Genomic DNA, 5,013 nt, shown 5'->3' on the forward strand with positions numbered 1-5,013 from the left:
GCGATCAGGATCTCGCGCGCGCCGAGGCGGGCGGCCAGCCGGGCGCCGCGCTCGCCGTCGACCTGGGGCGCCGTGATCTCGATGCGCACCACGCCCTGCTCCCGGGCCTGCGCGAGCAGGCGGGCGACCTGGAAGCGGGAGATGCCACGGTCGCGCGCGATCTCCACCTTGGACTTGCCGTCGAGGTAGTAGTCGGTGCTCACCTCGACCATGAGATTCGAGTCGTTCTGGGTCACCTGCGTTCCTCACTCCCGCAGGCGGCGGCGGGGCTGATCGAGCGACTTCTGAGCGGGGGGCCTTGCTCACCTGAGCATACCCAACTACTCTGCGGATGCAGATGAGCAGTTTCAATTTCTCAAATGAGCGTGGCGGAGATGCCGCAGGAGAGGACGAGGATGTTCCGACCTCCGAGGGGTAAGTCGGCGCCGGGTGTTTCGGTGAGGGCGACCGCCGTGGCGGCGACGGCCACCGTCGCGCTGGCCCTGTCCGGCTGTGCCGGGGCGGGCGCCGTGGCCGGCGGCGAGGGCGAGCAGATCGTCGTGGCGATCGTGTCCAACCCGCAGATGCAGGACGCGATCTCTCTGCAGGACGAGTTCCGCGCCGCCCACCCGGGCGTGGACGTGCGGTTCGTGTCGCTGCCGGAGAACGAGGCCCGCGCCAAGATCACGGCGTCCGTGGCGACCGGCGGCGGCGAGTTCGACGTCGTCATGATCTCCAACTACGAGACGCCGATGTGGGCCGAGAACGGCTGGATCGAGAACCTCCAGCCGTACATCGACGACACCGAGGGGTACGACGCGGAGGACTTCGTCCCGAGCGTCCGTGAGGCCCTGTCGAGCGACGGAGACATGTACTCCGTGCCGTTCTACGGCGAGTCGTCGTTCCTGGCCTACCGCGCCGACCTGTTCGAGGAGGCGGGGCTGGAGATGCCCGCCAACCCGACCTGGGACGAGGTGCGGGAGCTGGCCGCGGAGCTGAACGAGCCCGCGGAGGACTTCTCGGGCATCTGCCTGCGCGGCCTGGCCGGCTGGGGCGAGGTCATGGCGCCGATGAGCACCGCGATCAACACCTTCGGTGGCGGCTGGTTCGACGAGGACTGGAACGCCACCCTCGACTCGCCCGAGAGCCGCGAGGCCATCGAGACCTACATCGACACCGTGCGGACCTCCGGCCAGCCGGGCGCCGCGACGTCCGGGTTCGGCGACTGCCTCACCCGGTTCGCCCAGGGCCAGTCGGCCATGTGGTACGACGCGACGTCGATGGTGTCCTCCATCGAGGACCCGGCATCGTCCACGGTGGCGGGCAAGGTGGGCTACGCGCCCGCGCCCGTGGCCGAGACCGGTACGGCGGGCTGGCTGTACAGCTGGTCGCTCGCCATCCCGTCCACCAGCGAGCACAAGGACGCCGCCTGGGACTTCGTCTCCTGGATGACGAACAAGGAGTACATCAGGACCGTCGGCGAGGAGATCGGCTGGGAGCGGGTGCCCCCGGGCAGCCGGCTGTCCACCTACGAGATCCCCGAGTACGCCGAGGTCTCGCAGGCGTACGCCGACGCGACCCTGGAGTCGATGAACGGGGCCACCCAGGAGTCCGCGATGACCCACCCCGTGCCCTATCCGGGCATCCAGTTCGTGGGCATCCCCGAGTTCCAGGACCTCGGCACCCGCGTGGGCCAGCAGATGTCCGCGGCCATCGCCGGCCAGGTGACCGTGGACGAGGCCATCGCACAGTCCCAGCGCTACGCCGAAACCGTGGCGGAGACCTACCGGGCCCAGGAGGGGCAATGAGCACCTCGACCATCGACCGGCTCGAAGGCTCGCGCCGGGCCGCCCGCGCCGCCGCGGCGGAGCGCACGATCAGCAAGGCCGAGGGGTGGCGGCGCCGCGGCCCGCTCCTGCCCGCGCTGATCTTCACCGTGATCGTCACGCAGCTGCCGTTCCTGGTGACCATCTGGTACTCGCTGCGCGGGCAGAACCTGCTGCGGCCCGGCGAGGACATCTTCGTGGGCCTGTCCAACTACGTGGACATCGCCCAGGACTCGACGTTCCGCCAGACGGCGCTGAACTCCGTGGTCATCACGCTCGGCTGCGTGCTCGTGGCGATGGTGCTCGGCATCGTGCTGGCGCTGCTGCTGGACCGGCCCTTCCTCGGCCGGGGCGTGGCCCGCACCATGCTCATCACACCGTTCCTGGTGATGCCGGTGGCGACGTCGGTCCTGTGGTCCGTCGCGCTGCTCAACCCCACCTACGGCCTGCTGAACTGGACGCTCGGGCTGTTCGGCATCGAGGCGGTCGACTGGACGTCGACCTATCCGATCATCGCCATCCTGATGGCGCTGGTCTGGCAGTGGACGCCGTTCATGATGCTGCTCGTGCTCGCCGGCCTCCAGGCCCAGGCCAAGGACGTGCTGGAGGCCGCGTCGGTCGACGGCGCCGGCCCGTGGCGCACCTTCCGCTCGATCACGCTGCCGCACCTGCGCCGGTACATCGAGCTGGGCGTGCTGCTCGGCGTCATCTACGTGGTCAACACGTTCGACCAGATCTACCTCATGACGGCGGGCGGGCCCGGTACCGCCAGCGCCAACCTGCCGTTCTACATCTACCAGCGCGCGTTCCTCGGCTTCGACATCGGGCAGGCCGCCGCCATGGGCGTCGTCGTCGTGATCGCCACGATCATCGTGGCCTCGGCCGCGCTGCGCCTCATCTTCCGCAGCTTCGAGGTCAAGGAGTGAGCATGTCCGACACGACGCGTGCGTACCGCCGTCGCACCACCGGTGGTGTGCTGACCACGCTGACCTGGCTGCTGGCGCTCGCCTTCTTCTTCCCGGTCGCCTGGATGGCGGCCACGGCCTTCAAGCAGGAGAACCAGGCGGCGTCCGACCCGCCCACGTGGTTCTTCACGCCGACGCTCGACCAGTTCCGCGCCGTGATCGAGGGCGGTTCCGGCGTCTACGTGGCCAACTCGGCCATCGCGACCGGCGTCTCGACGGTGCTGGTGCTGCTGCTGGGCATCCCGGCGGCGTACGCGCTGTCGATCCGGCCGGTGGAGAAGGTCAGCGACGTGCTGTTCTTCTTCATCTCGACCAAGATGCTGCCGGTGGTGGCCGTCATCGTGCCGATCTACGTGGTGGCCGGGCAGCTCAAGGTGCTCGACAACATCTGGACCCTGGTGGTCCTGTACACCGCGATGAACCTGCCCATCGCGGTGTGGATGATGCGCTCGTTCTTCCTGGAGGTGCCCGGGGAGGTGCTGGAGGCGGCGTCCGTCGACGGCGCCGGGCTGATGCGGACCCTGCGGTCCGTGCTCATCCCGATGGTGGCCCCCGGCATCGCCGCGACGGCGCTGATCTGCGTGATCTTCTCGTGGAACGAGTTCTTCTTCGCCCTGAACCTCACCGCCTCGCGGGCGGCGACGGTGCCCGTGCTCATCGTGTCGACCATGACGAGCGAGGGGCTGTTCCTGGCGCGGCTGTGCGCGGCCGCGCTGCTGGCGTCGCTGCCGGTGATCCTGGCGGGCTGGATCGCGCAGAAGCAGCTGGTGCGCGGCCTGTCGATGGGCGCCATCAAGTAGTTAGTTGCTTGGTTGGGGTGCGCTTCTACCCAGCGATTGGGCCCAGAACTCACGTGACTTCTGGGCCCAAGCGCTGGGTAGAAGCGCACCTTCCGTCGGCGCCGGCGAGTTTCCTACTTTTTCTGTCGGGTACTTGCCGGAGAAAATCGGCGCTCGTTCGATGGGGGCATGCGCCTTGGATCAGATCGACGGAGACCTGTCCGAACCGGATGTGTCGCGGTCGTCGCCGCGGTAGTGCTGGCCGCGGGGCTCGCCCCGCTGCCGTTGGCCGTGGCCGATGACGACGGCCTCGCACCTCCTGTCGCCGCGCCCGTGGCCGCCGCGACCGCCGTCGGTCCGGACGGCCGGCCGACCACCTACGCGAACCCCGTCACCGCCGGGGTCACCGACACCTTCCCCGACCCCGCCGTGATCCGCGGCAAGGACGGCGCCTGGTACGCGTACGGCACCCAGAACCCGGTGTTCAACAGCCAGGGCGAGCCGGGGGAGCGCATCCTGCCGATCCTGCGCTCCACCGACCTGGTGACCTGGGAGTACGCGGGCGAGGTGATCCAGCCCGACGAGGTCCCGGCCACCTGGCGCGACAACTCTCGCGCCTGGGCGCCCGACATCCGGTACGTCGACGGCGAGTACCTGCTCACCTACGGGCTCTCCACGGGCGGGCTCGCCGTGGCCACCGCCCCGACGCCCACCGGCCCGTGGACGCACCGCGACGAGCTGCTGGTCCCGTCGGCGCCGATCGCCGGCTGCCCCACCGGCAACATCGACCAGGCCCTGTTCACCGACGACGACGGCACGCCCTACCTGTACTGGGGCAGCTACGACGTCGTCTGCGTCTCGGAGCTGACGCCTGGCGCACACGAGCTGACCGGGCCCGTGACCCAGGTGGCGCAGGGCCGCCGCATGGAGGGTGCCTACGTGGTGCGCCATGACGATCTCTACTACCTGATGTACTCCGACGCCGGGTGCTGCGAGGGTGCCTACAGCGGGTACACCGTCAAGGTGGGTCGCAGCGAGAGCCCGCGCGGCCCCTTCCTGGACGACGACGGCGTCGACCTCATGGCGGAGTCGAGCAAGGGCGGCTACGTGCTGACCTCCAACGGTGACGGGTTTGCGGGGCCCGGGCACCACTCGGTGATCACCGACCTGGCGGGCCAGGACTGGATGGCGTACCACGCGATACCGGAGGCCGACCCCGACTTCCCGCCCGTCGAGACCCGCAACGGCGTGCTCAACCTGAGCAAGCGCCCGCTCATGATCGACCGGCTCGACTGGATCGACGGCTGGCCCGTGGTCAACGCGGGTGCCGGGCCGTCGTCCGGCCCGCAACGTGCCCCGGTGACCGACGGCGCCGTCGCCACCACGTTCGCGGACGGCTCACTGGCCGGGTGGCGGGCCGACGGCGACGTCGTGGTCGGCGCCGAACCGGACGCCGGGCCGTTC

The 5,013-nt window shown here is 69.7% G+C and carries 4 protein-coding genes and 1 pseudogene; 4 read left to right on the plus strand and 1 reads right to left on the minus strand.

The features are described 5' to 3' along the window. Positions 1–236: pseudogene (locus tag PROKR_RS34210) on the minus strand (sugar-binding transcriptional regulator); the annotation flags it as partial. A gap of 201 nt (positions 237–437) precedes the next feature. Between PROKR_RS34210 and PROKR_RS07280 the strand changes: the two are divergent. The 4 genes from PROKR_RS07280 to PROKR_RS07295 form a co-directional block, all read left to right on the plus strand. Next, positions 438–1,787: an ABC transporter substrate-binding protein gene (locus PROKR_RS07280; protein WP_483823632.1), complete on the plus strand. Its 1,350-nt coding sequence runs from the start codon at positions 438–440 to the stop codon at positions 1,785–1,787. Further along, positions 1,784–2,731 carry a carbohydrate ABC transporter permease gene (locus PROKR_RS07285; RefSeq protein ID WP_036961306.1) on the plus strand — a complete coding sequence of 316 codons (948 nt, stop codon included), beginning with the start codon at positions 1,784–1,786 and terminating at the stop codon, positions 2,729–2,731. The genes PROKR_RS07280 and PROKR_RS07285 overlap by 4 nt, the downstream gene beginning before the upstream one ends. Before the next feature lie 2 nt (positions 2,732–2,733). Continuing rightward, on the plus strand, positions 2,734–3,570 hold the full coding sequence (locus PROKR_RS07290) for a carbohydrate ABC transporter permease (RefSeq protein ID WP_036961309.1): 837 nt from the start codon (positions 2,734–2,736) through the stop codon (positions 3,568–3,570). Between the two features lie 312 nt (positions 3,571–3,882). Continuing rightward, positions 3,883–5,013: family 43 glycosylhydrolase (locus PROKR_RS07295; protein WP_211240055.1), on the plus strand; the 1,131-nt coding region annotated here is incomplete at its 3' end.

Origin of the sequence: Promicromonospora kroppenstedtii DSM 19349, from assembly GCF_000515355.1 — a bacterium.
Taxonomy (GTDB): domain Bacteria; phylum Actinomycetota; class Actinomycetes; order Actinomycetales; family Cellulomonadaceae; genus Promicromonospora; species Promicromonospora kroppenstedtii.

Excerpts from the sequence above, each read along its gene's own strand:
- PROKR_RS07290 (WP_036961309.1), top strand. The coding sequence starts at position 2,734 with ATGTCCGACACGACGCGTGCGTACCGCCGTCGCACCACCGGTGGTGTG.
- PROKR_RS07285 (WP_036961306.1), top strand. The coding sequence starts at position 1,784 with ATGAGCACCTCGACCATCGACCGGCTCGAAGGCTCGCGCCGGGCCGCC.